Source organism: Lacticaseibacillus paracasei subsp. paracasei, assembly GCF_000829035.1.
GTDB lineage: Bacteria > Bacillota > Bacilli > Lactobacillales > Lactobacillaceae > Lacticaseibacillus > Lacticaseibacillus paracasei.
On the sequence record NZ_AP012541.1, the window covers coordinates 1,855,962 to 1,882,488 of the forward strand.

The 26,527-nt window shown below is 44.2% G+C and carries 36 protein-coding genes, 3 tRNA genes and 2 rRNA genes; 5 read left to right on the forward strand and 36 right to left on the reverse strand.

All coding sequences use genetic code 11. From position 1 onward, the window contains the following. Nucleotide 1 precedes the first annotated feature (1 nt). The 30 genes from LBPC_RS09100 to LBPC_RS09235 all read right to left on the reverse strand — a co-directional run bounded on the left by LBPC_RS09100 (nucleotide 2) and on the right by LBPC_RS09235 (nucleotide 17,681). On the reverse strand, nucleotides 2-532 hold the full coding sequence (locus tag LBPC_RS09100; protein WP_041091535.1) for an NUMOD4 domain-containing protein: 531 nt from the start codon (nucleotides 530-532) through the stop codon (nucleotides 2-4). Then, entirely contained in the window at nucleotides 519-1,736 is a 1,218-nt protein-coding gene (locus LBPC_RS09105) for a GcrA family cell cycle regulator (protein WP_003660493.1), read from the reverse strand. The genes LBPC_RS09100 and LBPC_RS09105 overlap by 14 nt, the downstream gene beginning before the upstream one ends. Nucleotides 1,737-1,754: 18 nt before the next feature. Further along, a complete protein-coding gene (locus LBPC_RS09110) occupies nucleotides 1,755-2,666 on the reverse strand; it encodes a DNA adenine methylase (protein ID WP_032780904.1) in 912 nt (303 codons plus the stop codon). A gap of 78 nt (nucleotides 2,667-2,744) precedes the next feature. Beyond that, entirely contained in the window at nucleotides 2,745-3,914 is a 1,170-nt protein-coding gene (locus LBPC_RS09115) for a spr1629 family repressor/antitoxin (RefSeq protein WP_003663197.1), read from the reverse strand. Nucleotides 3,915-3,932: 18 nt separating this feature from the next. Further along, entirely contained in the window at nucleotides 3,933-4,691 is a 759-nt protein-coding gene (locus LBPC_RS09120) for a hypothetical protein (RefSeq protein WP_003663199.1), read from the reverse strand. Nucleotides 4,692-5,204: 513 nt separating this feature from the next. Beyond that, complete coding sequence (locus LBPC_RS09125; RefSeq protein WP_032780899.1) at nucleotides 5,205-5,633, reverse strand: ArpU family phage packaging/lysis transcriptional regulator; 429 nt, start codon at nucleotides 5,631-5,633, stop codon at nucleotides 5,205-5,207. Between the two features lie 73 nt (nucleotides 5,634-5,706). Then, a complete protein-coding gene (locus tag LBPC_RS09130) occupies nucleotides 5,707-5,925 on the reverse strand; it encodes a helix-turn-helix domain-containing protein (protein WP_032780896.1) in 219 nt (72 codons plus the stop codon). 77 nt (nucleotides 5,926-6,002) lie between these two features. Continuing rightward, nucleotides 6,003-6,185: a hypothetical protein gene (locus LBPC_RS09135; RefSeq protein ID WP_003660483.1), complete on the reverse strand. Its 183-nt coding sequence runs from the start codon at nucleotides 6,183-6,185 to the stop codon at nucleotides 6,003-6,005. Further along, complete coding sequence (locus tag LBPC_RS09140; RefSeq protein ID WP_003660482.1) at nucleotides 6,182-6,631, reverse strand: YopX family protein; 450 nt, start codon at nucleotides 6,629-6,631, stop codon at nucleotides 6,182-6,184. Before LBPC_RS09140 ends, LBPC_RS09135 begins: the two co-directional genes overlap by 4 nt. Nucleotides 6,632-6,641: 10 nt before the next feature. Continuing rightward, the gene (locus tag LBPC_RS09145; protein WP_003660480.1) at nucleotides 6,642-6,872 is read right to left on the reverse strand and encodes a hypothetical protein; all 231 of its coding nucleotides are present in this window, start codon (nucleotides 6,870-6,872) and stop codon (nucleotides 6,642-6,644) included. Next, on the reverse strand, nucleotides 6,869-7,243 hold the full coding sequence (locus LBPC_RS09150; RefSeq protein WP_003660479.1) for a hypothetical protein: 375 nt from the start codon (nucleotides 7,241-7,243) through the stop codon (nucleotides 6,869-6,871). The genes LBPC_RS09145 and LBPC_RS09150 overlap by 4 nt, the downstream gene beginning before the upstream one ends. After that, nucleotides 7,233-7,427, reverse strand: a complete 195-nt coding sequence (locus LBPC_RS09155; RefSeq protein WP_003660476.1) for a hypothetical protein — start codon at nucleotides 7,425-7,427, stop codon at nucleotides 7,233-7,235. The genes LBPC_RS09150 and LBPC_RS09155 overlap by 11 nt, the downstream gene beginning before the upstream one ends. Further along, nucleotides 7,420-7,620 (reverse strand): hypothetical protein, encoded by a 201-nt coding sequence (locus LBPC_RS09160; RefSeq protein WP_003660474.1) that lies wholly within the window; start codon nucleotides 7,618-7,620, stop codon nucleotides 7,420-7,422. The genes LBPC_RS09155 and LBPC_RS09160 overlap by 8 nt, the downstream gene beginning before the upstream one ends. After that, on the reverse strand, nucleotides 7,607-7,747 hold the full coding sequence (locus LBPC_RS16830; protein WP_162259789.1) for a hypothetical protein: 141 nt from the start codon (nucleotides 7,745-7,747) through the stop codon (nucleotides 7,607-7,609). The genes LBPC_RS09160 and LBPC_RS16830 overlap by 14 nt, the downstream gene beginning before the upstream one ends. A gap of 10 nt (nucleotides 7,748-7,757) precedes the next feature. Next, nucleotides 7,758-8,294: a DUF1642 domain-containing protein gene (locus LBPC_RS09165; RefSeq protein WP_003660469.1), complete on the reverse strand. Its 537-nt coding sequence runs from the start codon at nucleotides 8,292-8,294 to the stop codon at nucleotides 7,758-7,760. Further along, the gene (locus LBPC_RS09170) at nucleotides 8,291-8,476 is read right to left on the reverse strand and encodes a hypothetical protein (protein WP_003660468.1); all 186 of its coding nucleotides are present in this window, start codon (nucleotides 8,474-8,476) and stop codon (nucleotides 8,291-8,293) included. Before LBPC_RS09170 ends, LBPC_RS09165 begins: the two co-directional genes overlap by 4 nt. Beyond that, entirely contained in the window at nucleotides 8,467-8,793 is a 327-nt protein-coding gene (locus tag LBPC_RS09175) for a VRR-NUC domain-containing protein (protein ID WP_003660466.1), read from the reverse strand. Before LBPC_RS09175 ends, LBPC_RS09170 begins: the two co-directional genes overlap by 10 nt. A 245-nt stretch (nucleotides 8,794-9,038) precedes the next feature. After that, a complete protein-coding gene (locus LBPC_RS09180; RefSeq protein ID WP_003660465.1) occupies nucleotides 9,039-11,336 on the reverse strand; it encodes a phage/plasmid primase, P4 family in 2,298 nt (765 codons plus the stop codon). An 11-nt stretch (nucleotides 11,337-11,347) separates the two neighbouring features. Next, complete coding sequence (locus tag LBPC_RS09185) at nucleotides 11,348-11,866, reverse strand: DUF669 domain-containing protein (RefSeq protein ID WP_003660463.1); 519 nt, start codon at nucleotides 11,864-11,866, stop codon at nucleotides 11,348-11,350. A gap of 1 nt (nucleotide 11,867) precedes the next feature. Further along, complete coding sequence (locus LBPC_RS14815; protein ID WP_003660462.1) at nucleotides 11,868-12,437, reverse strand: AP2 domain-containing protein; 570 nt, start codon at nucleotides 12,435-12,437, stop codon at nucleotides 11,868-11,870. Further along, the gene (locus LBPC_RS09195) at nucleotides 12,438-13,814 is read right to left on the reverse strand and encodes a DEAD/DEAH box helicase (protein ID WP_003660460.1); all 1,377 of its coding nucleotides are present in this window, start codon (nucleotides 13,812-13,814) and stop codon (nucleotides 12,438-12,440) included. Then, nucleotides 13,777-14,499, reverse strand: coding sequence for an AAA family ATPase (locus tag LBPC_RS09200; RefSeq protein WP_003660458.1), 723 nt, complete (start codon nucleotides 14,497-14,499; stop codon nucleotides 13,777-13,779). Before LBPC_RS09200 ends, LBPC_RS09195 begins: the two co-directional genes overlap by 38 nt. 9 nt (nucleotides 14,500-14,508) lie before the next feature. After that, nucleotides 14,509-15,000 (reverse strand): siphovirus Gp157 family protein, encoded by a 492-nt coding sequence (locus LBPC_RS09205; RefSeq protein ID WP_003660456.1) that lies wholly within the window; start codon nucleotides 14,998-15,000, stop codon nucleotides 14,509-14,511. Between the two features lie 17 nt (nucleotides 15,001-15,017). Then, nucleotides 15,018-15,221 carry a hypothetical protein gene (locus LBPC_RS09210; protein WP_003660454.1) on the reverse strand — a complete coding sequence of 68 codons (204 nt, stop codon included), beginning with the start codon at nucleotides 15,219-15,221 and terminating at the stop codon, nucleotides 15,018-15,020. Between the two features lie 4 nt (nucleotides 15,222-15,225). Next, a complete protein-coding gene (locus tag LBPC_RS17020) occupies nucleotides 15,226-15,378 on the reverse strand; it encodes a hypothetical protein (RefSeq protein ID WP_003660452.1) in 153 nt (50 codons plus the stop codon). 81 nt (nucleotides 15,379-15,459) lie between these two features. After that, on the reverse strand, nucleotides 15,460-15,783 hold the full coding sequence (locus LBPC_RS09215) for a DUF771 domain-containing protein (protein ID WP_003660451.1): 324 nt from the start codon (nucleotides 15,781-15,783) through the stop codon (nucleotides 15,460-15,462). A gap of 70 nt (nucleotides 15,784-15,853) precedes the next feature. Beyond that, on the reverse strand, nucleotides 15,854-16,381 hold the full coding sequence (locus tag LBPC_RS09220; RefSeq protein WP_003660449.1) for a hypothetical protein: 528 nt from the start codon (nucleotides 16,379-16,381) through the stop codon (nucleotides 15,854-15,856). After that, a complete protein-coding gene (locus tag LBPC_RS09225; protein WP_003575664.1) occupies nucleotides 16,378-16,650 on the reverse strand; it encodes a hypothetical protein in 273 nt (90 codons plus the stop codon). The genes LBPC_RS09220 and LBPC_RS09225 overlap by 4 nt, the downstream gene beginning before the upstream one ends. Nucleotides 16,651-16,663: 13 nt before the next feature. Further along, nucleotides 16,664-17,407, reverse strand: a complete 744-nt coding sequence (locus LBPC_RS09230) for a phage antirepressor Ant (protein ID WP_003660447.1) — start codon at nucleotides 17,405-17,407, stop codon at nucleotides 16,664-16,666. Between the two features lie 34 nt (nucleotides 17,408-17,441). Next, complete coding sequence (locus tag LBPC_RS09235) at nucleotides 17,442-17,681, reverse strand: helix-turn-helix transcriptional regulator (RefSeq protein ID WP_003660445.1); 240 nt, start codon at nucleotides 17,679-17,681, stop codon at nucleotides 17,442-17,444. 200 nt (nucleotides 17,682-17,881) lie between these two features. Here LBPC_RS09235 and LBPC_RS09240 point away from each other — a divergent pair, with 200 nt between their 5' ends. From LBPC_RS09240 to LBPC_RS09250, 3 genes are all read left to right on the forward strand, one after another. Continuing rightward, nucleotides 17,882-18,652 (forward strand): LexA family transcriptional regulator, encoded by a 771-nt coding sequence (locus tag LBPC_RS09240; RefSeq protein ID WP_050396397.1) that lies wholly within the window; start codon nucleotides 17,882-17,884, stop codon nucleotides 18,650-18,652. A 65-nt stretch (nucleotides 18,653-18,717) separates the two neighbouring features. Further along, on the forward strand, nucleotides 18,718-19,308 hold the full coding sequence (locus LBPC_RS09245) for an SHOCT domain-containing protein (protein ID WP_003660443.1): 591 nt from the start codon (nucleotides 18,718-18,720) through the stop codon (nucleotides 19,306-19,308). Between the two features lie 170 nt (nucleotides 19,309-19,478). Next, a complete protein-coding gene (locus LBPC_RS09250; protein WP_003660441.1) occupies nucleotides 19,479-20,648 on the forward strand; it encodes a site-specific integrase in 1,170 nt (389 codons plus the stop codon). 127 nt (nucleotides 20,649-20,775) lie between these two features. Here LBPC_RS09250 and LBPC_RS09255 read toward each other — a convergent pair. Together LBPC_RS09255 and LBPC_RS09260 are read right to left on the reverse strand one after the other, a co-directional pair. Next, a tRNA-Thr gene (locus tag LBPC_RS09255) sits at nucleotides 20,776-20,848 on the reverse strand. A 4-nt stretch (nucleotides 20,849-20,852) separates the two neighbouring features. Then, a tRNA-Glu gene (locus tag LBPC_RS09260) sits at nucleotides 20,853-20,924 on the reverse strand. A gap of 174 nt (nucleotides 20,925-21,098) precedes the next feature. On the opposite strand from LBPC_RS09260, the gene LBPC_RS09265 reads away from it, so the two are divergent. Together LBPC_RS09265 and LBPC_RS09270 are read left to right on the forward strand one after the other, a co-directional pair. Beyond that, nucleotides 21,099-21,737 (forward strand): NAD(P)-dependent oxidoreductase, encoded by a 639-nt coding sequence (locus LBPC_RS09265; RefSeq protein WP_003566819.1) that lies wholly within the window; start codon nucleotides 21,099-21,101, stop codon nucleotides 21,735-21,737. Between the two features lie 38 nt (nucleotides 21,738-21,775). After that, nucleotides 21,776-22,288: a MucBP domain-containing protein gene (locus tag LBPC_RS09270; RefSeq protein WP_003575678.1), complete on the forward strand. Its 513-nt coding sequence runs from the start codon at nucleotides 21,776-21,778 to the stop codon at nucleotides 22,286-22,288. Nucleotides 22,289-22,440: 152 nt separating this feature from the next. Here the strand turns inward: LBPC_RS09270 and LBPC_RS09275 are convergent, their stop codons facing one another. The 4 genes from LBPC_RS09275 to LBPC_RS09290 form a co-directional block, all read right to left on the reverse strand. Further along, a complete protein-coding gene (locus LBPC_RS09275; protein WP_003566817.1) occupies nucleotides 22,441-22,965 on the reverse strand; it encodes a hypothetical protein in 525 nt (174 codons plus the stop codon). A 168-nt stretch (nucleotides 22,966-23,133) separates the two neighbouring features. Beyond that, nucleotides 23,134-23,206, reverse strand: a tRNA-Asn gene (locus tag LBPC_RS09280). Nucleotides 23,207-23,215: 9 nt separating this feature from the next. Continuing rightward, a 5S ribosomal RNA gene (gene rrf / locus LBPC_RS09285) occupies nucleotides 23,216-23,332 on the reverse strand. A 122-nt stretch (nucleotides 23,333-23,454) separates the two neighbouring features. Continuing rightward, nucleotides 23,455-26,372 (reverse strand): 23S ribosomal RNA (locus LBPC_RS09290). Nucleotides 26,373-26,527: the final 155 nt, after the last annotated feature.

Consider the following 26,527-nt stretch of genomic DNA (forward strand, 5'->3'; position numbering starts at 1 on the left):
CTTACACCGCCAACTCGAATGAAAAACCTCCGTGATATTTGCGCTTGCCACGAAGACACTTAGATACAGCGCTTCGGTCTAGTCCAAGAAGTTCCGCGGCTTTTCTGGCACTTTCAAAGAAATAGCGATGTCCCGATCCACTTACCGCATAGATTGGACGCTCGTTTGCCTTTGCCGCGCGTTCGGTGCGAGTACCGTAATTGGTATTATATAACGCTGTACACCACTCAAGATTTTCAACTAAGTTGTTGCCTTTGTCCTCGTCTATGTGATTGACTTCTGGCAAGTTGTCGGGATTGTCTAAAAATGCTGCGGCTACCAAGCGATGAATGAACACTTGCTTTATGCTTCTGTCCCAATATAAATTGACCTTGAGGTACCCGTTTCTATTTGGAAAGCTGGCGATCACCTTCCCTTTTAAGCGGCGTCCTTGTGCGTCTACACGTTCAAGGCTTCTTACTCTTCCCATGTTGCTAACTTGGTAGAGGCCTTCAAATCCTTCAATATCTTTCCAAATTTCAGTTGAGTTCATAAGTACACCTCAATCTTTCGTCGTCATAAACGAACGCATACAGCAGATGTTTGCCCGTGGTGAAGCCATTCTTAATCTCATAGGGATCATTTGGCTTTGCTGTTCCAAGCTGGCGCCACATAATGCCACGATCATCTTTAAACCGCTCGCTATGATAGTGGCCTGAGTGAAGTTCGTATGTTTTTGCCATATTGAATATCTTTTTGTACTCAAATGGGAAAAGCCCTGTCAGCTTGTCCTTGGCTACATCTCCGTGGGCGAGCATAATGCCAACATGCCCTAGCAAGTATGCACAGCGCCAGTCGGTTGCCAAATTGCTGTCATTGAGATCAACGTGTACTTGTGGATAGCGATCTATCAGCGCATAAAGAAAAGCGTATTCGAGATCACCTGAATGGTTACCGAACACGCTCTTGATTGAGACGCGATTGCTATATTCAATTGCCAGCGGAACAATTTGATCAAAGAGCTTCACTGCATCATGGAATGCCTGACGCATGTTTGCGTGATCTAGTTGTGTCCCTCTAACCGTTTGTGTTGCATGAATCTGATCACTATGGAATAGATCTCCCAATTGCTCGATCACAATCTCGTTGTAGCCGTCCATGATGATCTCTCTAAGTTGACTCACCATGTCTTTTAGATCGGCGAATGTTGTCCAGCCAAAGTGCAGGTCAGGCAATGGGATGACTAAGTTGCGATCGCCCGATTTCTTCATGCCGTAATTGACCGGAATGATTTTGTCGTTGAACGCTTCAGCCATTTCGCTTATCGATAAGCCTTGTTTCGGCTTTACGCGAATATGAATGCTGTACTGCGGAACTGTGCCATTTTCGGTACTATGCTGCTCATACACTTTGTAGTCGCCTAAGACCATCTCGAACTTGTCAGGATCGTATCCACACAACTCCATCAAAGTTCGTGGGTCTTTATTTGGCTCATGCTTGAGTCTCATTAAGGCAGTGACTGTTTGACTACCATCAGCATTAAGAGCGACTTTTCTATCAACGGGTTGGCTCTTTCTATCTGTTTTCGCTGAATCGTATTCATTATTCAATGGCTTTTGGAACTCGATTCCAAGCCGTTTTGCTTTGCCCTGCAACGCATCATAGCTAATCCCGAGCTTGTCGGCTGTCTCTCGTCTGGTAAAGCCTTCAGAGGCGAGCTTCCTAATGTCACCGATCTGTTCATCTGTCCATTGCATCTACTCGCCTCCTGAAATTTATTCTTTTACGTATTTCAGCAGTAGTTCTTCCGGTCTCTCGCCTTTTGACTGAAACGATTGCTTTTTGCCCAAAACAAAAGCCACCTCGGTATGAGGCAGCTGTGTGTATTCGCTTATATATATTTGTTTTGCCGGGCATTTTGCGAGCCATTGCTGGAATGAATCATTGTCAAAACCACCGTAGTCTTTAGATGTGCCAATATAGGGTGGATCACAATATACAACGTCGCTAGGTTTGACGTCGATTGAGCGATAGTCAAGCACCGAATATTTTAGCGGTTCCAGTCGTTCAAGTTGCTCAATTTGCTGAAGTTGCTGGAGTCGCTCGAGTTGCTCGAGTTGCTGGATCCGCTGGAGTCGCTCGAGTTGCTCGAGTTGCTCCAATTGGTTTCGGCGCCATTTGTGATAGACGGTATATTTCCCCGAAATAGTGGTTTCATTTTTTGCATATGAATAAAGCCCATCTAGTTGTGTACCAGTATTTCCTGAGAATAATGCTCTTGTTACTAACAATTTTTCTTTTTCGGTTTTCTTTCCCCACAAATAATCGTGTAGGTTGTTGCCAAAGCTCCAAACGGTCAGCACAAGAGTGCGTTCAATCGAATCAGGCATGTTATCTCGCCAGTTGTCAAACGTTTCGCGATCCATATATACATACTTCATTAGATCAAAATGAGGGCTGTCTTCGATCAATGCTTTCAGCAGATCAACGGCTGTTCTTCGCCGGTCATTGTAAACTACTTCGTTCCATTTACCAGACGAGGCTGCTGTCAAGCTGATTGATCCACCGCCTCCGAATACGTCAACTAGACGGTTGCCAGCGGGCAAGATGTCGATGATCTTTTCTGCCTTTTGGCCCTTGTTGCCAACGTATGGTAATCCGCGTTTCCATTTTTCTGACTGTTTCAAATTGGTTTCCTCCGAAATTATGTATAAAAATAGCACCTCACCGTTTGGCGGAGTGCTATTTAGTCACCATATAGACTACTAAGCAAAACGGAAAATATTATTTTGCGAAGAACTGGAATCAGTAATTGTTCCGAGAAACGAATCAGAAAGTCCTAAAACTTCAATTAGTAGTTTCGGCTCTATTTGAAATACGTCCGATATGATTGAACCTAGGTCCCCTCTTTCATAAAGTAACTTCAAAAGCGTCTTTATTTTCTCTGGACGATTGATAGGAATATCGTTATCCAAAGGCTCAATTTGTTTATAGTGTTTTCTATACATAGAAGCAAAAAAGCGATTGTTTTGTTCTTTAGATACAAGCCCTAGTTTATAAGCCCGATACTCAGCGGTCGCTAACGAAACAAGAAAGTCTTTTTTAATAAGCTTATAATCATCTGGCCTTGCAGGATTGCGCACAGTCTTGAATGCTTCTTTGATTTTTTCTTGTGGTAAGAGCAACGCGGATGCAAACTCATTTGCCTCATGCTCGTACTCCCTAAACTCTGAGTTTTCCAAGTTCTCAAAATCAACATTTGTGTGCATTAATAGATGACCAAGCTCATGAGCAACATCAAAAATTCTTCTAACAGCGCTCTTATTACGTCTTCCTAAAATAATAAAAGGAGAGCGTAATGAACCATCCTCATTTCTAGTCCAAACACTGTAGGCATCCGCATTAATATCAATTTCTTTCTCTATAACAAATGCTCCAGCATTTTCAACAATGTAAAGTAGCCTTTTATTGCTATCTATTTTTAAACTATTCCTAGTGTATTTTGCAGTATCTTCAATTGTCCACCCTTTTCCGGATAATAAAGCTTTCTTTTTTGTTGTATTAAGCTGATGAACAAGACTCTTTAATTTGTTGGCTTTGAAATTTATGACCGCTTCGCAGTATTCAATAATATTTGCTGCAAAATTAATCTGAGTGACGTTTTGAGCAACGCTCTTTCTAATATTTCTTTCAGATGATCTAAATGCAACGTGTTGTGTTGGAACGATCCCGTTCCTTGGAAACTTTTTGAAAAAGAAAGTGCTTTTAACGTCAAAAATTTTGCTCATTTCAATTACAGTGTTAATTTCTGGCGAAAAACTTTCATTTTCATAGTTTCCTATTGATTGCTCAGTCAATTTCAACTTATTGGCTAGTTCTTTACGAGATACGCCATATAGCATTCTTAAATTTTTGAGATTTTCTCCATAAAACATTGAAATCCCCTCATATATCTATTTTTGATTGTTTGTGTCCGTGTCTGTTTTCTTTTTAGCTTCCTTATAAAATTCAACTTGTTCTTCGTTTTCTGTATTTGGATTTATAAGATCACTCGAATCCAAGCCTTCTAAAATCTCACTAGGCATTCTAACTGGGCTTGCTGCATTAAGTGCCTTCAAATCTTTTATTTCTAACACTTTCGATCCAAAAAACAGGTTTAAGCCAACATCAGATATATCTTTGCTATCATTCACTCTATAAGTCAACAAATAGAGTGCTTCTGGAACATCATCAGAAGAAGACTCTTGCCGAACCTCGTTTAAAGCCTGCTCATCTTCCTCAGGCATATCAAGTATAGAAAGCTGTTCGGCCTCTTTTTTGTTTGTAAATAAGTCTTTAAAATCTTTATTGAATTCCATTCCCCACTGAGATATTACATTTCTTTTTCCGTTTTCTTTTCCTCCTAAATAACCACCGTCAATAGTTCGCTGCGGTTTTTGAACAAGCCAAATATAATGACCGCCTTCTCTTATTTTGAAGCAGACAAACTTCCACGATGAAGTTTGAAAAACTTTGGGGTCTACAGTATCATCACCATCAAATTGCCTTTTTATTTGGTCATCTATGTGGTTGGCTCGTGTCCATGAATATCCGGAGCTAACAATCATTTCACGCTTCTTTTCAAAACGCTCCTCCAAATAGTCCAAGTATCCTTGCCTCAATCCATCTACTAATTTCTGCGAAAAATCATCATTAAAAATATATGGTTCCATATTCTCGCCAGCTTTCTATTTATTGTCTAATTATAGCACCTCTTTTCATTTTTTCGGCTATTTTCTTTTCTTATTTTTTTGATCCAAAAAAGCGAGCGGGCGGAGTTGCACCGTCCTGTTTCAGCATTGCTTAACCGGTATCAATGCCTTCCCTCATCTGTTGCTCGCATAATGCGCACGGCTTCGATCGTTAACCGTACGGCTTCTGGCTGTTCACCCTTGTCAACCAGTGACCAACTTTGATTGGCTGGCAGGACTTTCACCCGCTGTATCTTCCATCAGCCACGCTCGCTCTCCCCAGTGTCAGATGGGGTCATCGCAAGCTGTGTCCGGTCGCTAAACTGGACAATGTGGCATGCGGGAATCGAACCCGCCTGACTATCACGGTCAGTCCTCATTGCCACGCCTTGCCACAGCTTTATCATCACCATGGCACGGAGGAAAAACGCGGTGTCTCAGGTTTCTCACCTTTGGCACAATACCATCATATGACGGAAAAACAGTTGAAAGGTCTCACAAAGGTCTCATCTCGATTTCAACCAATGGACAAATCTCAGCGAATGCGATTAGCGCTTCTCGTTTTGTTCGATAATACTGGGCTTTTGATAAAAACAGCTTGTCCATTATTTGCTGGTCACTATATCGTTTGGTTAAGTAAGAACTTGTTAGTATAAGCCGATGATTCGCTGAATCCAGAGATTCGATAGCACCTTCACAGCACGCTATATAGTACAGCTCGTCAGCGTGCGATATTACCTTGTCCTCGGCTTTGTTGCCATAGCTAGGTGACTTGGGCATGCCGTCCATCACGGGACTTCTGAGCGCTATTTTGGTGCGTTGAGCGATCCGCTTATGATGCCAGTAGTTCCCCAAGACCTCTTTGGCGTTTTCAATTGTTTTTTCATGATCAATTGGGCTAAAATATCTCGTTGCTCGCACCACTGCGTCCACTCCTTATGGTATAATTGAATTTGTAAAAATTTGGGGAAACGGCGTGCCGTAATGGTGCGCTTTTTTATTTGCTTTCATGAGACCGAATGAGCTCCCACGGATCAATCCCAGCTCCATATGCGATTTTGTCCAAGGTGTTAAGTGAAACACTACCCTTCCCAGAGATTGCATATTCAAGCGTGTTAATGGGTATTCCGATCTCTTTTGCATATTTGGCTTGTGTCATGTTCAGATCGTATATATTCTTCCTAAGGTTTTCGGCCAATGCTCGTTTACTGTCCAAATCATTCATCTCCTACTTAGTTTTCCAGTTAGCCCACATCCACATTGCAGCACCTGAGATTAGCAGCATGACGGCAATCATTGCTTTACCTCTACCTCATCGTCCTCTTCATCATCTTCATAGTCAGCAATTGCTAGGGCACCATCGCTTTCTCCTTTAACGTAACTTAATTTAGCCTGTGGGTGCATTTTTAAAAATTGGTTTACTGTATTAACGTCTGTAATAGAATGAAGCGTGAATACATCAATCTTTCTCGTCATTGTTTTCCCTCCAATAGCTCCGGATTCTCAAAAATGTTGCCAATGACCTCACATGTTTCAACACCACTTTGAAAAATGGTTGCAAGTGCATTTGCATCATAATTCCATGCTGCCGGTATGCCTTCCAAATCAAACGCTGGGTAGTCTTCATCGCCAAACCATTTTACGGTTGCTACATATGATTCACCGTCTTCTCCTGTGACTTTCAGAATATCTGAATCGTAGATCTCTCGTCCGTTCTTGTCGTGTAAACCGGTGTACTCCATGAGTACAGCATCGTTTAGATCTGGTTTCTCGCCCATCAATACCTCTGAATCGTTTGAAAAATCTGGACCATCGCTGTAGATACTTACTAGTTCTCCATCGGGGCCAAACGCCAATTGGTCAACACCAAGCATTCTGTGTTTATCTTTATCCCATGCTCTGAACTTAATCTCTCGTTTCATTTCTCCGCCTCTATTCTTTTAGTAACCACTTGACCAGCTTTTCACCTGACCAAAAAGCGAACCATACAACTGTCCCTGCGCCAATTACGAAGATAAAGGTAGTCAATGATTTAACTATTCCAAGTTTGATAAAAGGCTTAACAACCCAATCCCAAAGGAAACTGGCAAATCCGTAAATGACGATTCCCGCCCATGACACTAAAAGAACATAGGCAATGCCGTGCTTGATCTTTTTCTTCATTTCTCCGCCTCCAGTTTCACGATTTCGCCTGTTTCCTCAACGCGCCAGACACCTAGCAGCCATGCATGGGCAAAAGTCTCAGAATGGTAGAATATCCAATCAGCTTTGTCATCATCGACTGCGTGAAAATCTGTGGCATCAATGATCGCTGATCTTAATGTTGATCCCTGTTTCTGACGTTCGATGTACTCTCCGATTTCCTTGGGGATCACCGGCAGATCATCTGGCAAGGCGGCGTCATATTCTGAAAGATAGTTTGGCTCATCGTCACAGTAGTATTGGCTTCCGGTTTCATTGGTGTATGCGTCATAAACCTCGGCGTAGCATTCTGCCAATTTCTCGAACACGTCCCGCTTCGTCTCATTGCTCATCGCGCGCCGCCTCACCTAAATATTCCATAACCTCGGCATGGTGATCGTGAAACCAGCCATAAACCACGTCAGATAGCTGATTGTCTCTTAGTAGGTCTTCGATGAAGTCTGTGTCGTCAAATACTAGCTCCACCAACTCGTCAAAATTGTCATCACATAGCTTGTCGAACTTTTCTTCACTCATCGTCTTTCTCCTTTTTGATCTTCACGAACCCCGCGGTTTTCAGAATTTGAACACGATCGGCGTCAGTGATTAAGGCAGGATCTCCATTAGTCATAGAGGCCGCCCAAAAGTCTGTGTTTAATTGCTTCTTGTATATCAGCTCAACCAGTTCAGGGTTTATCCAGCTACCGTCTTCAAGCTCAACGAATGCCATCGTCAGTCACCTCCATAATCGTCATTGCTGGTATCGTCCACCAATCGGGCTGGTCATACGCTGCGTCCATGAAGTTGTCGGCTTCATCATAGGTATTGAATGTCGCGATGACCTCGTGTGAAAACATATCTTGGCACTCATACCTCATCGCCATCGTCAGTCACCTCTTCTTTCTCGCAGTCTTGCAAGCCAAATTTCTCAATATCATCATTAGTTAGTTCAATTCCATCTGGGTATCCACCAAATCCTTTGGATAATCCTTCTACAAATATGGTATCAAGTTTTCCATCAGGAGTTTTTAGATACCACTTATAATTTGCATGTGGCACCTTGACGTTGTATTTCTTCTCTTTTGCCATGGTGTAGCCGTTGACGTAAGCATTCATCAACAATTCCTCATCATCAGATTTGTTAGCAATATGGCAGGCTGGAATCTTATTGTCATGTGCATCTTTAACGATTTTTGCTTGTTCCTTGCTTAGCACTACCTTTTCAGGCTCCTCAATCAAAGTGACAACGTGGCCGCCATGCTCATCAGCCACTAGTTCAGCCTGCTCCTTGCTAGGCGTTGTAGGGCAATCTGATATGACTAATGCCCAGAAATCGTCTCGGCCTTCAAAGTCCCAGTATTTGCCTTCATCGTTCTTTACCACATACAGTTTTTCTTCGCTCATTTTTCGTCCTCTACTTTCTTGATAATCAGTGGTTCAGGAATATCAACTTTAATGTCATCACCACGGGTGTTGCGCGCCTTTTTGTGCTTGGACATGTTCTCGTTAATCCAGCGGATACACTGAGATTGATACTTGGCTCGGTAATACTCGGTTCCTGTGTTTAAACCTGCTACTACGTACATTTGTTAGCCTCCAATAGTTTCACAGCATCGTCTGCCGATCTGCATACGCCGTAAATTACTTTTGTTCCTGATATAGCGGCCGCAAAACGTTTTTGATCTTCACGAAGTCTTCCTTTTTCGTTTTTGCATTCAACCAGTACAGCACGTCCGTCCGCTTTTCTTATCGCAGTAATATCAGGCCACCCAGGCGGTGGTCCTGCGTTAAAAATTCTTCCGTCCACAGTTCTTACAGTTCCCACGTTCGTTCTAGCAACAATGCAACCGTGTTCCGATAGTGCCAGCATGATTTCTGATTGAATGGCATGCTCTGATTTCATATATCCTCCATTGAGGGAGGATCTTAGGGAGGATGAATAATTGCCACAATCCCTAATGCTACAAGGGTTAGGCACTATTTTTTGTGGTTAGGGAGGATAAATAGAAAAACAAAGTTTACACTATACTTTTTAATATTTATCTATATATACTTTTTAACTATTCATCCTCCCTAAGAAGAAAATATAGGCTGTAACCTACGGCACGTAGGCGTTTCGCAAAAAATTCATCCTCCCTGTCATCCTCCCTAATTGTTTAAAAAGTTAAGCCTCGGGTCAGATTTGATACGTATTCCAAGATAGAAGAAACTTCCTCGTTTATGCTTGTCGAACTTCTTTTGCATTTCTGCGCCGAACTTTTGTTTGCGCATCTTGTACTCACCTGATTTGTCGCACCAGTCAACATATGTTTGGTAAAGCTGACCAGCGGCGGCCTGATATCCGGGCCCTTTTTCACAACAATCATTGATAAACAGTTCAAGAACATCCATTTCTGTTCGATACTCATTGCTTGCATCTTTCACACTCTGCGGCGGCTCTAATCCTTCGCGCTGCCACTTGAGTGCTCCATCAACTGCCCAATTTAGAATCCCGATTGATTCACGTTCAAGCTTGTATGTCAGCCTTTTGTCTACCTGATCCACTGGCACTTGATGAGTAAATGGAATCAGCATCAATCTCCGCCAGATACCATCATCCGTTCCTCGAATAATGGGCTTGTGGTTAGTTGACAGCCAAAGCTTGAATTCTGGTTTGAATTCGAACTCTGATCCGTATAAAAAACGTGCGGTAACAGATTCTCCTCCGGTTAGTTCTTTGATAAGTCCTTCATCTAGTCGGACGCCTTCATTTGGTTCACTTGCAGATACCAGACGAGCTCCCTTTAGTCTTGCAATATCGCTGTTGGCACCCCCGCTAGACTGCTGAACCATAATTGACTTAGCCTGCATCGTGCGTGAATAACTTCCAGCTATGTGCTTGAGAGTATCCATGAAAACAGATTTACCATTTCGCCCTGATCCGTAAAGGATAAACATGACCTGCTCTTCAACTGATCCTGTTAATGAGTACCCGACCGCTTTTTGAATATAGTCAATTAATTCGTTGTCTCCATTGAAAGTCTGATTCAAAAATGCTTGCCATTCAGGACACTCAACAGTGTCTGAATATTCAACGTTTGATTTCTTCGAGAACATTTTCTTTATGTCATGCTCGTGAAGAGTTCCATCAGATAGATCAATATATCCGTTGTCAACATTCATTAAGGTCTGATCAGCATCAAATTCATCAGTTGTCACCGGTAGACGATGTTGAATCTCATCTTCAAGTGCTCTTTTAGCACGATTTCCACGACTGGTTTTGCAAAACTTTGCCCATTCTTTCTCGGCTTTTTCCGGATCAACATCAGGAGGAGTTTTTGGCTTTTCCTTTTTCAAGTCAGCAACTACTTCGTCAATCATGGTTCGCAACAAGCCACGCTTATCAAGTTCCCAGAAGCTACCATTGTAGATATACCAAGCCTTATCGATATAGCTGTACCTCGCGACATCACCATATCGATCAACAAACCTATCTGCATTGCCTGTGTCATCCCACGAACGAGGAGGAAACGCTTTTGGCTTACCAGTGTCAGTAATAAATCCAAGCTTATATTTAGGCTTTTCATGTTTCGGCTGATAAGTATCACTCACATCATTAATGGCTCGGTTGAGTGTTGAAACGCCGTAGGTTGTTTTGCCGTGCTTCTCGTCCCACTTTGGTCTCATTAACGATGAATGGCGGAATATACTATCCATCCGGGTGAAATCTCTGCCTGTCCAAAATGCCAAGTCATTTGCGAATGCCAGATCAGCCTCCGATTGAGATGGATATAATGGTTCCCAGCCTCCATTGAGCAGTTTCTTAATTCGATCACCACTTTTAGATCTCAGCATTTTAATGATAATCTCATCTTCAGAAAGATTGTTAGGTACTAAATTGTACCTGCTGGGCAAATCGATGACGGTTTTTGGCTCCAAATACTTTGTATATATCCGCTTGAATTCCTCTTCTGCGGGAGAATTGATTGAATGAAACTTGCCAATTTCATCGCCAGTCATTGCAAAGAACCGCCCGCTTTGATACATCTCAACATTAGCTTTTCTTCGGCGTGTACCGGGTATTTCGCCTTTGACAATGATGTGAATACCAGTACCAGACATTGACCTTTCGGTATATGACTTGAAAGTATTCATGAACTCCCATGCGACATTGTCGTCGGTTTGTCCCTCTTCTAGTCTCTCCAAATCATCGCCAATATGATCAACGTCAATTCCTACATATCCGTTTGCAAAGAAAAATCCAAGTCCGTCAAGGTCATAAGCCTGCAATGCTGTGATTGCTTCTTCAAAAGTTACCCACTGTTTCGAGTCCGTTGAGCTTGTTTTTGTGCCAGTTAAGGCAGAATAAGGAATCTTAGTATATTTATTTTTTTCTGGTTGCCAGATTCGGTGAAAGCAGCCCCATTGTTTTAGGGACCGTAGTTCTGCTGGAATGTGTTCATACATTCGTATTCCTCCTAGAATGGCAAGTTGGAATCGTCAACCGGTTCATGAGGCTGACCTGGTTGAGAATCATCCTTAAATTTGTGAGCAACTTGTGGATACTTGCTAGCATGAACGCTCCACGGGGCCACTGTGTTCCGATCACCATATTCAGGGTTTTTCTCAACTTTGACATAAACTCGTACAGGCTTGTGATAAATAGCCTTGCAGAAATCATCGATGCTATTTAACGGAGTGCCTTCAGGGATCTTTGTCGCTTCCAATACATACTGGAGACCGTCCATATCGTATTGGTTCGTAGCTTTGCGCTTCCAGTTATCGAAAAAGACAACTCGGTTATGGTACTTTCCATTCGTTTTTGGCTCTGCTGCATCAAGATCATTGCGAACCGTGAGACGTAGCTGTAGTGATTCTGATCCACCCTTAGTTGCAATTTCACCGGCTTGCGTAATGACCATTTCATATTCACCATCTGGAAGCGGTGAAAAATCGTTTTCCTGATTCTTGCTATAATCTGCGGTAATGAATGACATATTAGTTTCCTCCTATAATTTGCTGATATTGTTTGATATACGGTTTCAAGTACTCGTCCTCTGCCGCTTTTCTTGCTTCAACCGCATCAGAAAGATGCTCAAAATATTTGTACAGAACACGTTTTCCACCTACGGTAAGCGTGGCACACCACTTTTTTTGCTTGTTATTCCAGCTGACCCCTTTTACACCCGAAGAACTATCAGAACGGATTGTTCGAGATGCTGTAAGTGCTAAGTTGACACCATCTTTAACAAAGTTTTGATAAAAATACCGTGCTAGCTTTTTCCCGTTCTCCCTGCTGTATTTTTGTAACATTGGTCTGTACTTTTTCCCGAGTGTTTTCCCTTGCTGGCGCCTGATATTTACTGATAAACCAGCACTATCTAGCCCGGTAAAGTGACCCTGCCTGATCCACGAATACGGGATCTCATCCAGTACACCATCGTTATATTGGATTAACACGATCTGCCCTCTTTTGTTATCCCTTTTCCCGGTATCGCCAATTATTGTGAAATTATCGTAAACTTCTCCATCATGATTTTTTGCTCGATACGCTCCCGGCCTTTTCATTTATGCTCGCTTCCTTTCCTTTAGCCATCCCCTAGCCACAATCTGGTGGTAAGCCCAACCAGGCTTATAGCCATGTGCTTTTGCAATTGCGTACATATCTTCAGGTGAATCGGCATCTTCGGCTTTCATTTGTCCATATTTTGTTTTTGAATAGTCCGCAACTATTTTGAATACTTTCTTGTCTACCTTTTTTAATTTGGCTGTAGGATCAACTTCAAGATCAGCACCGTCTGCTCGGAATGAATATCCGCAAAGTGGGCATTGCTTAACCTGTGCAGGAACGATTCCGAAACATTTTGGGCAGCTCTTGATCGCAGGTCCGTCTGATTTACCCCTGTGCTTTTCCTGCTTAGGTCGATCTTCAAGCGACCATTCACGGTCAGTATCAGGAAGACCAAAGCGATAAACGTTCGCAACGTGATCAATAATGATTGCTCTTTTGTTCGGTCTATAGCGCATTCCTCGCATCGATTGCTGAATGTCAAGGACAAGAGAAGCGGTTGGCCTCAGCATGATGACAACGCCACATTCGGGAACATCAAACCCTTCTGAGATGAGATCGACGTTTGATATGATTCTAATTTTTCCATCTTTAAAGGCCGTCATTGCTTCATCACGATTCAAAGCAGGTGTTTTGCTATCAACATGAATGGCAGATATGCCGGCAGCATTGAACGTTGCTGCAACGCGCTTGCTTTCTTCGATACTGTGGGCATAGACAATAGCCTGGCGTCCATTGGCCAACTTCTGGTAGTGACTAACCACATCACCAAAAATCATCTTTGTATTGGCCTCATCAATTGACTTCGTGGAGTAATCACCAGTTGATGATTTCTTTAGCTTTTCAACGTCAATTAATGTTGGCGCGTAGTAGTCAAAAGGCGCTAAGTAGTGATGTTCAATTAGCCATTTCACTGTTGGACCCTCAACCATGGTTTCATAAACATCCCCCAGTCCCTTTCCTGAAAGTCTCCAGGGGCTTGCTGAAAAACCTAAGCGTGGAATGTCTTTATAAAATTCATAAATTTTTAGGTAAGTCTTTGCCAAGCTGTGATGCGTTTCATCAGTGATGATTAGATTCGGTTTTGGCAATTTCCCTAAGCGTCTAGCAATTCTGCCAACAGTCATGATGGTGCATTTGCTCAAATCAACTCCGTTTGCAATAAAAGTCTTCGTGATTTGATCAATAAGTTCTTTTCTGTGAACGGTGAACATAACATGTCCGCCCTTCATGACTGCCAACCTAGCTATTTCAGCGATGATAACTGATTTACCAGATCCCGCTGGGCTGACTAGCAGTACAGATTTGTGACCATCAGCCAGCTTTTCTCTTGCTTGATTAACTAGCTCCTTCTGGTAAGGATGAAGCTGAAACATCACTGTCACCTCCAAACTTAAAGAGGTCCTCAATGGCGCACGCAGTTCGATCATCCAAACGATTTTTTGCAAAGATTGCATCTGAACCTGCAAGGATAACTCCTCGGTGGCTTGTCTTTGTGCTGATGACTACGCGTCCTACAACGTCTGTCAGGCCTAATAGCCCGTCACGCACGCTGTCACGAATTGCTGGCGCATACTGGCTGAACGATTGTCCAGTTTCGCTTGTAACATCTCGCGTGTTTTCCCAAGCGGTTACTAGCACGTTTACTGGTGCGTCCATGAAGATCATGGTCATGATACGAGCAAAGTAATTCGTCCATCGTGAGTAGTCCTGAAGCTCGTTGCCAATGCCGTTTTTACTGTGCCTGCCCATCTCGACAAACCAGTCTTTTTCGAACGCTGATACGTTGTCGATCACCAGATTGTCATACCCAGAAACACGCTCAGCCAGATTTTTCAGAAATTCTTTCCATTCCTCGCTTGGCTTGCTTCGGTCAAATGGTTGCACATCAATGTTCGGTGCACCGGATAGCACTTTTGAACTGTCATCCAGATCTAGCACGAGGGTTTTGCCATTAAGATTGCGAATGGCTGACGTCTTGCCAACACCGGGCTTTCCATAAATCAAAACTCGCCAGTTCTTTGTTCGATCAATTGAAGATGCATGTTTAATTGGCTGCATGATTCCCTCCTACTTAATCAATAAATGTTCACCGCGTGGCTTAAGCTCAGCACCCAGCACTTTTTCTCCGGCTTCTAATCGTTCTCGAATCTTGTCTGTATCTGGTTCGCGTTTTACCTTGAATACATCAGCCTGCAAATTGCCTTGATCGATGGAAATTGGCTGTTTTCCGCCATTTTTAGCAACACTGATCGTGAATAACTGTGTCTTAATTTTGCGTTGATTAGTTTCGTTCATTGCTTCGACCAACCGCTGTGAAATAGTAACGAGGTTAGATTGATAAGCTTTAATCCGTGCTTCGAAACGGTCACGTTCTTTTTTGTTAGCTTCAATATCGGCCTTGATTTGGCGAATAACCTGTGCATATCCTTCGGCTTTGTCATTGATTGCATCAACGATTGAATCCATGGTGTCGGCCAATACTTCGGGATCAGTTGTCCCGTCTTCAGCTAGTTCTAATAAACTCGCATATTTTCCTTGTAAGTCGTATAATGTTGACATAATAAGTTTCCTTTCTATCAGTCGTTGGCCTGCACGCCAACGGCTTTTTTCATGGCTTGCTTGATAATAAATAGGATTGCGTGTGCGCCATCTTCCTGACCCATCGCATACGTTTGATGAGGGTCTGTATTACTTGGCCCATAGTCGGTAGCAACCTTGTGATATTTGGCGATCTGGCGGTTCGCTTCGGCTATAATTCGTTCGTATCCCTCATTGGTCATCACGTCATCCCCTTAGTTTCGCTAGTCGTGCACGTAGCTTCTCGTTCTCGGCAAGTAGCATCTTTGCAATTGGTGTGTGGTTGCCGCGAATAATGTCTAGCATCAATTTGTTGTATTCGTTCAGCAAATCACCAATGGTTCGTTCTGCTTCATTCAATCCACTGCCTCCAATTTCCGCTGTGGCCTAAGCAGTGACCAACAATCACGCCGAAGCCACCAGCAATTAGTAAATAACCAATCATTTCTCCGCCCTCTTACTGATTTCTGGAAAGTGGCTCTGCACAAAATCGTCAAATGGAATTGGCTTGCATAAGTAGCTCGACTTTCCTCCATGTGGGTACATCACAATACGATCTCGAAGTTCGCGTTCATACGGAGCAAATACGTTCCGCTTAAACCATTCCTTGTCACGGTGATACCGGTTTTTGAGGTCTGTAACATCCCACCAGCGACGATAATCAGCGTCTCGCTTCAATTGCTCGTATCCTGAACGGTCAACGATTGTCTTGTCTTCAGGTAGCGTGATAGTGATTTCGGGGTTAATCTTCAATGTTGTTTCCATGGTATTTCCTCCTTTCCTGTGGATATTTTTGGCGTTTGGGCTCCAATTTAGACAGCCTTCTTAGTCCGCTCTATAGGTTGTGTTCGTCCACAAATTTTTCGAAAAGCCCTTTTCCTGTTTTTTCACGGTTAATTTGTGACATGGTCATCATCATATTGACCATGAAATCGGTGATGTCATCGTTCCAGTACTCCATCAAAAATTTGAAGGGTTCAGCAATTGGCTTATCAATTCCGTTAGCATTAATCGAATCCAACATGGTACTGAAATAGTCTTTGCATCCGTACTTCTTGCCGTCATAAGTTTTCTCTATTGGGAAAATGCCCATGAACTCGCGTGGCGTTAATCCTCCAACACTGGTTAGGACTTCCTCCATTTGTAAAAATCGGTCTTGCTGATCATCAAACTCAGCGGTGCGGTCATAAAATGCATAGGCTTTTATCCCGTAGTACACGAGCTTTGGAACTGACCATTGTGCTACCTGCATGCGGTGCAGTGGACTTGTGTTAGTTGAAAGCTCAATCATCACCATCGATGAAATTCGCTCATAAGCAGCAAGCCGAAGATCAAAAAGCTTAGCTTCAGGTGTTTTAATCATTTGTCTACCTCATCAATCGTTGCCAGACTGCTATCAACGTAATCTTGAATTGGTCTCAGGAGTGCCATCCATGTATAAAATGATCGATTAGCCTCATACGCGAGTCGCAAGGCCTCTGCTTGTGTATGATTTTTTCTATAGTAACAAACCAGTTCTTCAATACTATCTAACTGATCACGAAGGGCTTCTAGAAGTCCTTTTGCAGTGCTGAGGTTCAAAGACGCCATGCCTAAATCGGGCGCTTTGGTGCTATTTGAAACATTTTTCATACTGACATCTCCTTTAATACTCGTTGTCCCAGACGCGATACTTGATAGCGTGGTCCTTAACAACCGCCATGTAGATCTCAATGAGCCGCTTGTCATTGCCGATCACATCAACTTTGTTAGTCTTATTTCGCTTGGATAAAGATTGGCCTTCCCCAGCCATTCGGTTGCGTAGGTTGGTAAGCCGTGTACTCAAGCTGTATCCGCCTCGTTGTTCGACATCTTTGTAGATATCTTTCCGTGTGGCTTGATAATCGTCTCCTCTCATATGTGCGATCTTAGTAATGATGTCCCGAGTTGCTCGGCGCCAGTCCATTGTGGAAATACTTACGATGTCACTGATGGCATTTACTTTTGCATCAACTCGATTCAAGCGTCGCTCTTGTGCGGCTAGCGCTTGCGTAGCTGCAACAGCTGCCCGTGTCGCTGGACTTAGACCGGTCATATCGTGATGTGCCTGCTTATCAATTTCGATAAAATATTGACGCGCTTGCTTGCCTCGATCGGTTCGCTGAATCATTGCAACTTCCTTGGCCATGTCAAGTGTCATGACGTGTTCAATCCGTGGACGACCACCAATAGGTTTTTCACTTTTTTGTGATAAACCTTTAAAGTCAGTGTTTTCCGTAAATCCATAGTCAATCATGCGGTCAAACCATTGCGTATACGGAGTATCTACTTCCAAGAAATCATGTAGCTCGCGACCGCTCACGGCGATCGTGCCATCATCGCGGGTGATGGTCTTAATTAATTCGTTCATCACGATGCCTCCTTATAAATCTCATAACGAGATATTAGTCTTCAAAAAAAAGAGCTCCAACAGGAATTTCCATCGCTCTGGCAATGATTAACATTTCATAATCGTTAAATGGATACATTCCTTTTTCTTTTAGCTCATATTGCCTACGGCTAAGGCCAACCATTGCGCCAACATATGATGTTGTCCAACGGCGCCGATTGCGCTCTCCACGCAGTTTGTCTTTAGGTTTTAGAAATTCTACACGTAAGTCTTGTTTAGTTGCTCCAGCTAGCATTTGATGTCACCTCGCTTTCAACATCATTAGTATCTCACGTTGAGATATAGATTGCAACAGCAAATTTCTCATTGTGAGATATTTTTCTTGATTATGCCCACATATGTGATATTATTAACCCATAAGAGGTGGACAAAATGCCAAACAAATCTGCAAATATTCTGGGACCTGTAATTAAGGAACTAAGGAAGCAAAAGAAAATGACTCAGGCTGACCTTAGCAGGATTACCGGCATTGCCCAGAACACTATTTCAAATCATGAAAATCAGAATAGAGCACTCGATGAAAATTCCATCATTAAATACGCCAAAGCACTTGGGGTAACTCCGCAAGCACTGTACGATGCGGCTATTGTTAAGAAGTCAATTGACACTAAATCAATGGTGATTGATGTACGGCAAACCGCAATTGACGAAATTAATGATGTTGTTAAAGAACTAGTAACGCCTCGCGTGCAAAAAGTTGCTTCATATGCCGAAAAGCAGCTCAATGAACAGCAAAGTCCAGACAACGTTGTCAGCTTAGATGAAGCGCGTGTAGAACGTAATCTCGATGAACCAGAGTTCAATGTTGAGGTTGATGGTATTGTGGCCGCTGGATATGGTGCCTTTAATGATGATCGTAATGAACCAATGGACACAGTTAAGATCCCGGATAGTGCCATTCCGTCTCACTACGATTACTGCTTTAAAGTTGTCGGCGACAGTATGCACCCTACCTATGATGATGGTGAGCTCGTCTTTGTTCAGAAAACACAAGATGTCACTAACGGCATGATCGCGGTAGTTGACATTGATGACATGACATTTATCAAGAAACTGATTTTTGAAGAGAACCGTCTCTGCCTTCGGTCATTGAATGATGACGTAGATGAAGAAACTGGCGAACGTATCTACCCAGATTTCTACGCTGACGACACGGACAATATTGAAGTGATTGGTAAAGTTGTCGGGTCATACGCATTTAAATAATCTTACGTCCAAACCCTGATCGACGTTAAAAGCTGGATTTTATTATATTAATTTGGAGGAAAAACATGAAGGAAAACAAATTGATTGTTCGCCGCTTGGTTGCTGGTGTTCTGCTGATTGTAACGGCATTATGGGCGTTCTATGATACAACCGTTTTTGGCAGGCTTTTAGCCTTTTATAGAGGCACAAATATGGAGATGGTCGTTCAGTCTGAAGAAGGGCTGGTAATTATGTCCGGCATTTTAGGACTAATCGTTGGAATTGTTTATGTTTCAACTTCCAAACGCCGTCCCGTGAAGTGGCTTGAATATACAATTACTGGTGTTGCAATTGTATTCTTGCTTCTCTCGCAAACGGCAGTTGACTTGCTTACCGGTGGCATTGTTTCTGCTATTCGTTGGCTGGTATTTTTGTTTATTGTAGTGGGCCTGCCGCTCAAAAACGGATATAAGGATATGCCTTTTGCTTCAAAGAAAGCTTCATCCATTACAGATGTGGTGTCCGATCATGGTCCGGCTGAAACCGGTTCTAATAAAAATGACAAAACGAACATGATTGATGATGCTGATCTTCGAAAACTGAAAAAGCTTTTAGATGATGGCATTATTAGTGAGCAAGAGTTCAATGCTAAAAAGAAGCAACTTCTGGGACTGTAGTCCCTTCCCCCACGCAAGCGGCGTCCCCGTGCAAGCCGGAGAGTGGGGCTGAATACAAAATAAAAAGCGCCTACCCCACCGACCAAAGTGAACGGGTAGACGCTAAACAATTACTCGGAGTCATAAGGCTCTTTGTATACTAAATTTTACCAGAAAAGGAGGAAGATTGCATGGCAACATTTAGGAAACGCGGCAAATATTGGGAATACAGGGTTAAGTATACGGATTCCGCTGGTAAACAGCTGGTTGCTTCACACGGTGGGTATCGTCTCAAATCATCTGCGCAAGATGCTGCAGAAGCTGTAGAAGATGACCTCAAACGTGGCGGTGATCCTTCCAAAGCTGGGACACTGTTTTTGGATTATTGGGATCAATGGATTGATGCTTATAAGTCAGGCGATAAGTCCCTCAATACTGAATATAGATACACGTTGCTAAGAAAACATTTGAAGTCACGTTTTGACGGCCGTGAGCTTGGCTCAATCCGTCCAATCGAATGGCAACGCTTCTTGAATGATTTTGCTGCCGGTAAGGACCGCAAGAAAGAGACCACACGCAAAGGCCCTCGCGAACGCTCAAAGGATATTGTCAGCAAGATGAATAGCTATGTCCGCTCAATGGTTAAGGCAGCCATCAATGATCGTCTGCTCTTTTCTGACTTCACTTTTGGTGCCAAGGTTGGTGGAATCCGTTCAGGAAGCAAAGTTAAAGTGCTTGATCAGGAAGACTTTTCACAGGTTAAGTCTCAGGCGGCCGAGAAGGCTTCATATCGAAGCATAGGGGCGCTAGCAGTGTATTTAGGGGCAATGACAGGCATGCGGGTTTCTGAGACTCTAGCGCTCACGTGGGCTGATATAGATACTATTAACAATGTGATACATGTTACCCGTTCTTGGGATCATCAGTATGGGACTGGATTCAAGCCGACAAAAACCGAAGCGTCAATACGAGATATTGAAGTGTCACCAGCAGTTATTAAGCTACTCGAGCGCATTCATCAAGAGCAAATGGCAGCATACTTGCGAACTGGTTATAGAGATGCCGATCAAATGATCATGCGGAATCAATGGCACACGGTCATTACTGACACAGCCTGCAATAAGGCACTTGCGATTTTGCAAAGCGATGCAGGGATCCCAAAAGAAAAACAAATTACTTTCCACGGCCTACGTCACAGCCACGTTAGCTATCTAATTAGTCAAGGCATTGACATCTATTACATCTCAAAACGTCTTGGCCATTCAGACATCACAATCACCATGCGAGTATACGGTCATCTTTTGGACTCTCAGAAAAAGAAAGAAGCTTTGAAAGCCACGGCTGCCATGGATCGGCTTTGAATATCTTTGTCCCCTTTTTGTCCCCCTCAATACAAAAACAAAGCCCTCCTAACAAAAGCTAGAAGGGCTAAAACGTTGATTTAAAGGCATTCTATAAAGCTAAAAGAGGCTAAAGAACGCAAACGAATGCCGGCTGCAGGAGTCGAACCTGTGACCCTCGGTTTACGATACCGATGCTCTACCAACTGAGCTAAGCCGGCATACTGACCCGTACGGGATTTGAACCCATGTTACCGCCGTGAAAGGGCGGTGTCTTAACCACTTGACCAACGGGCCATTGCTGAACAACAAATAAGATTATACAGGAGCACTATCGCACTGTAAAGCATTTTTTGATGGTAAATGAGATCATTGGCAGAATCATTTTCTAAGTTAAAATGATTGTCCATCTACTTTTTGTAAGTGTATCATGAAAAAGAAACGAATCGTCATGAAAGGATGTTGTTTTAGATGAAGATTGCGATTATTGGTGCCACAGGACATGCAGGTTCGGCTATTTTTAAGGAGGCCCTCAAACGAGGCCATGAAGTGACCGGTTATGTTCGCCATCCAGATAAAAGTGTTGGAATCTTGCCACCGGATGCAGATCTGATTCAACAAGATGCGTTCACGTTGACGCGCGAGCAGTTGACGGGTTATGACGCTGTTATTGATGCTTTTGCGACAACTGTTGAGCAAGCTTATCTCCACATTGATCTGGCCGACCACTTAATTCATGAGTTACGCAACACTGATAAGCCACGTGTGATTTTTATTCTCGGCGCAGGCAGTCTAAAGAATGGCGACCAGACATTGTATGATACACTAAAAAAAGATCCACACGCTGCTGCTTTTATTAATACACCATTGAATCAATTTCGGGAACTGCAGTTGTTACGGTGGACCGATAATGTAAACTGGCTTGGTATTTCGCCAAGCGCTAACTTTCAGCCTGGACCAGCTACAGCCTACGTACGTGGTAAAGACGAGCTGTTGAAAGATGATAGCGGCAAATCTGTCTTAAATAGCGACACACTTGCCGTTGCCTTGCTAGATGAGCTCGAAAACCCGACCATCAAACAAGCACGCTTCACAGCTCGCAATGCTTAACCGCAACATTTTCTGGACATCACAGAGGAAGGGACATTTTGGCACAAGTAAAATTAACCATTCATTATGTTGATGAGACCGGCAAGTCGCTTGGACCTGAGAACCATTTAACGAACGCGGTGGGTCAGCGTTTTCGGCTAACGGCACCAACTCTGATTGGCTATAACTTTCAGAAGGCTGTTCTACCAGATGGCAGTGAGGTTGGCGATCCTACAGTGGTCGGAGTCATGACCAAAGATGAACAACAACTGATCTTTATTTACAGCGCAACAGCCTCTTTAACGTCACAGCCGACACCAGCAACATTGGTGATTAAATATGTGGATGAACATCAACAAGACTTACGTGATGTGCAGGTCTTGCACACAAAGACAGGTCATCAGTTCGAACTAACGGCACCTTTTTTCCCTGGTTATCAGTACCACCATGCATTACTGCCAGGTGGCATGGTGATGTCAGACCAGACAGTATCGGGCCGATTGATTCGCGCACATAACGAACTCATTTTCTCGTATCGCGTTCACTCACAAAATCACCCCAACAAGATTTAAGATCAAAAGCCATTTCTTCGGGAGTGGCTTTTCTTTTACATAAAAGCGCCTCTTACCTTTTCACACATTCGAGGCGCATTCTTATTAAAAAAACCTGCAACACAACATTCAGCTTTCGAATGATTGTGTTGCAGGTTAATCGATGCTCTGAGTCATTGTCCTGACAAGAAACTAGTTAAGGCACTTGTTCCACCCTGTTGTTGCAGCGTTTTAGCATCTTGATAAGCCTGATAGTAATCGCCTGATGCAATCGCTTGGCGAATTGGCGTTACAGAACTCTCCTGAAAAAGCGCCGCAGCAGCCATTTCTGCTTGACTATGATTAACACCAGATGCCTTTTGTAAAAGTGAAGCAGCCTGATCTTGATCCTTAGCCGCAGCCATAATCGTACTCATTTTGGTTGCTTTCAACGTATCGGCAGCCCGTTGGATAGCTGCATCGGTTGTCGCATCACCAGTCTTTTGAGCTGTAATGCCGGAAACGAGACGAGCTTTAACTGCAGAATCAACAGGCGTGTCATTACCCGTCACATTACGAACCGTGTTATTCAGTTGAGGGAAAAAGAAAACCCCTGCGATAATGAGCAAGATCAACACACCCATGATAATTGAAAAGATCTTAAGTCCACGATGGGCGTGCTTTTTATTTTGTTGGCGTAATTGTAATCGATTGTCCATGTCTGTCACTTCTTTCATTTGTGATGGCTGGTACATATTATGAGAGTGATCGTACAGCGGGTCAAGTTAAACCAGTTATTCATGACTGGTCCAGCCTGTTCTTAATCCTTGTTTAAAGACCTGCAAATAATATTAAAAAAAGACACCCTTTGCAGGATGTCTCATGAGCTCCGGTTGTCAGGCTCGAACTGACGACAACCTGATTAACAGTCAGGTGCTCTACCAACTGAGCTAAACCGGAATAAAAAAAGCGTGGCAGCTTCCTACCCTCGCAGGCAGTTTCCCACCAACTACTCTCGGCGTGAAGAAGCTTAACTTCTGTGTTCGGCATGGGAACAGGTGTATCCTTCTTGCTATCGCCACCACACTTATGAGAACTTTGCGCTCTCAAAACTGGCTATCATTGTTTAATTGCTGCCTTGAACCTAACGTACTTGTCATCGAAATGTGTTCGCAGTCGCAGAAACCTGCGCCTGCTTGCACGCTTACTTGGTTAAGTCCTCGACCGATTAGTACTGGTCCGCTCCATGCATCGCTGCACTTCCACTTCCAGCCTATCTACCTGATCATCTCTCAGGGGTCTTACTTCCATATAGGAATGGGAAATCTCATCTCGAGGGGGGCTTCACACTTAGATGCTTTCAGCGTTTATCCCTGCCGTTCATAGCTACCCAGCGATGCGCCTGGCGGCACAACTGGTACACCAGCGGAACGTCCATCCCGGTCCTCTCGTACTAAGGACAGCTCCTCTCAAATTTCCTGCGCCCGCGACGGATAGGGACCGAACTGTCTCACGACGTTCTGAACCCAGCTCGCGTACCGCTTTAATGGGCGAACAGCCCAACCCTTGGGACCGACTACAGCCCCAGGATGCGATGAGCCGACATCGAGGTGCCAAACCTCCCCGTCGATGTGGACTCTTGGGGGAGATAAGCCTGTTATCCCCAGGGTAGCTTTTATCCGTTGAGCGATGGCCCTTCCATACGGAACCACCGGATCACTAAGCCCGACTTTCGTCCCTGCTCGACTTGTCAGTCTCGCAGTCAAGCTCCCTTATACCTTTACACTCTGCGAATGATTTCCAACCATTCTGAGGGAACCTTTGGGCGCCTCCGTTACATTTTAGGAGGCGACCGCCCCAGTCAAACTGCCTACCTGACACTGTCTCCCGCCACGATTAGTGGCGCGGGTTAGAGTGTTCATACAGCTAGGGTAGTATCCCACCAACGCCTCCATCGAAACTAGCGTTCCGATCTCTACGGCTCCTACCTATCCTGTACAAGCGGTACAAACACTCAATATCAAGCTACAGTAAAGCTCCATGGGGTCTTTCCGTCCTGTCGCGGGTAACCCGCATCTTCACGGGTACTATAATTTCACCGAGTCTCTCGTTGAGACAGTGCCCAAATCATTACGCCTTTCGTGCGGGTCGGAACTTACCCGACAAGGAATTTCGCTACCTTAGGACCGTTATAGTTACGGCCGCCGTTTACTGGGGCTTCAATTCTGGGCTTCGCTTGCGCTAACTCATCCTCTTAACCTTCCAGCACCGGGCAGGCGTCAGCCCCTATACATCATCTTACGATTTAGCAGAGACCTGTGTTTTTGATAAACAGTTGTTTGGGCCTATTCACTGCGGCTGACCTTGCGGTCAGCACCCCTTCTTCCGAAGTTACGGGGTCATTTTGCCGAGTTCCTTAACGAGAGTTCGCTCGCTCACCTGAGGATACTCTCCTCGACTACCTGTGTCGGTTTGCGGTACGGGTAGTTTATTTCTCACTAGAAGCTTTTCTTGGCAGTGTGACATCAGGAACTTCGCTACTATAATTTCGCTCCCCATCACAGCTTGTCCTTAAGACTGCAAGCATTTCACTCGCTGTCAGACTTGCTGCTTGGGCGCACATTTCCAGTCGTGCGCTTTCCTTAGCCTCCTGCGTCCCTCCATCGCTTAAACAAAATAAACTAGTGCAGGAATCTCAACCTGCTTGTCATCGACTACGCCTCTCGGCCTCGCCTTAGATCCCGACTAACCCTGGGAGGACGAGCCTTCCCCAGGAAACCTTAGTCATACGGTGGATCAGATTCTCACTGATCTTTCGCTACTCATGCCGGCATTCTCACTTCTAAGCGCTCCAGCCGTCCTCACGATCGACCTTCAACGCCCTTAGAACGCTCTCCTACCGCGCACCCTTACGGGTGCACCCACAGTTTCGGTATTATGCTTAGCCCCGGTATATTTTCGGCGCAGTGCCACTCGACTAGTGAGCTATTACGCACTCTTTAAATGGTGGCTGCTTCTGAGCCAACATCCTAGTTGTCTGTGCAACGCCACATCCTTTTCCACTTAGCATAAATTTAGGGACCTTAACTGGTGATCTGGGCTGTTCCCCTTTCGACAATGGACCTTATCGCTCACTGTCTGACTCCCGGAGTAAGATCGATGGTATTCGGAGTTTATCTGAATTCAGTAACCCTTGATGGGCCCCTAGTTCAAACAGTGCTCTACCTCCATGATCCATCCTCCGAGGCTAACCCTAAAGCTATTTCGGAGAGAACCAGCTATCTCCAAGTTCGTTTGGAATTTCACCGCTACCCACAACTCATCCCAGCATTTTTCAACATACATGGGTTCGGTCCTCCAGTGTGTTTCACCACACCTTCAACCTGGTCATGGGTAGGTCACTTGGTTTCGGGTCTACATCTGCTTACTCATTCGCCCTGTTCAGACTCGCTTTCGCTACGGCTCCGACTTTTCATCTTAACCTCGCAAGCAAACGTAACTCGCCGGTTCATTCTACAAAAGGCACGCCATTACCCATTAACGGGCTTTGACTAATTGTAGGCACACGGTTTCAGGAACTGTTTCACTCCCCTTCCGGGGTGCTTTTCACCTTTCCCTCACGGTACTGGTTCACTATCGGTCACTAGGGAGTATTTAGCCTTGGGAGATGGTCCTCCCGGATTCCGACGGAATTTCACGTGTTCCGCCGTACTCAGGATCCTGGACGGAGGGTTCGACGTTTCGCTTACAGGGCTTTCACCTTCTGTGGCGCAGCTTTCCAGCTGACTTCGACTACGTCGGACTTTGGTAACTCCAATGTCCAGTCCTACAACCCCGAGAAGCAAGCTTCTCGGTTTGGGCTCTTCCCACTTCGCTCGCCGCTACTATGGGAATCGAGTTTTCTTTCTCTTCCTGCGGGTACTGAGATGTTTCAGTTCCCCGCGTCTGCCGCCGGCCAGCTATGTATTCACTGACAAGCAATACACTGATGTGTACTGGGTTCCCCCATTCGTAAATCTCCGGATCAAAGCTTACTTATAGCTCCCCGAAGCATATCGGTATTAGTTCCGTCCTTCATCGGCTCCTAGTGCCAAGGCATCCACCGTGCGCCCTTTGTAACTTAACCTGTACTGACTTGCGTCAGCGGTTATGCGATGCGAATTTCTTTTTCAGAAACTCATACAAATACGCTGTGTTCTCGGCAATTTAAAACAATTAATACAATGATATCCAGTTTTCAAAGAACAAAGTAGCCGACTTTCGTCGGTCATTGGCCTTTCG